General features: G+C 62.6%; 1 protein-coding gene. It reads left to right on the top strand.

Annotated features, from left to right (window positions below):
- Positions 1-219: cbb3-type cytochrome c oxidase subunit I (locus ACW9IN_RS30205; RefSeq protein WP_457369257.1), on the top strand; the 219-nt coding region annotated here is incomplete at both ends.

Genomic DNA, 219 nt, shown 5'->3' with positions numbered 1-219 from the left:
AGCTTCTGGCTGTTGCCCGCGGCGTTTCTGATGTTGGTGTCTACCCTGCTGATGCCCGGCGGCGGGCCCAACTTTGGCTGGACCTTCTACGCCCCGCTGTCCACCACCTATGCGCCGGAGAGCGTGACGTTTTTCATCTTTGCCATCCACTTGATGGGCGTCAGCTCGATCATGGGGGCGATCAACGTGGTCGCGACCATCCTCAACCTGCGCGCCCCC

It is taken from the genome of Pseudomonas sp. SDO5271_S396, assembly GCF_054071795.1.
The sequence above is the reverse complement of the archived record's forward strand: the minus strand, read 5'-3'. Positions and strand labels throughout refer to the sequence as shown.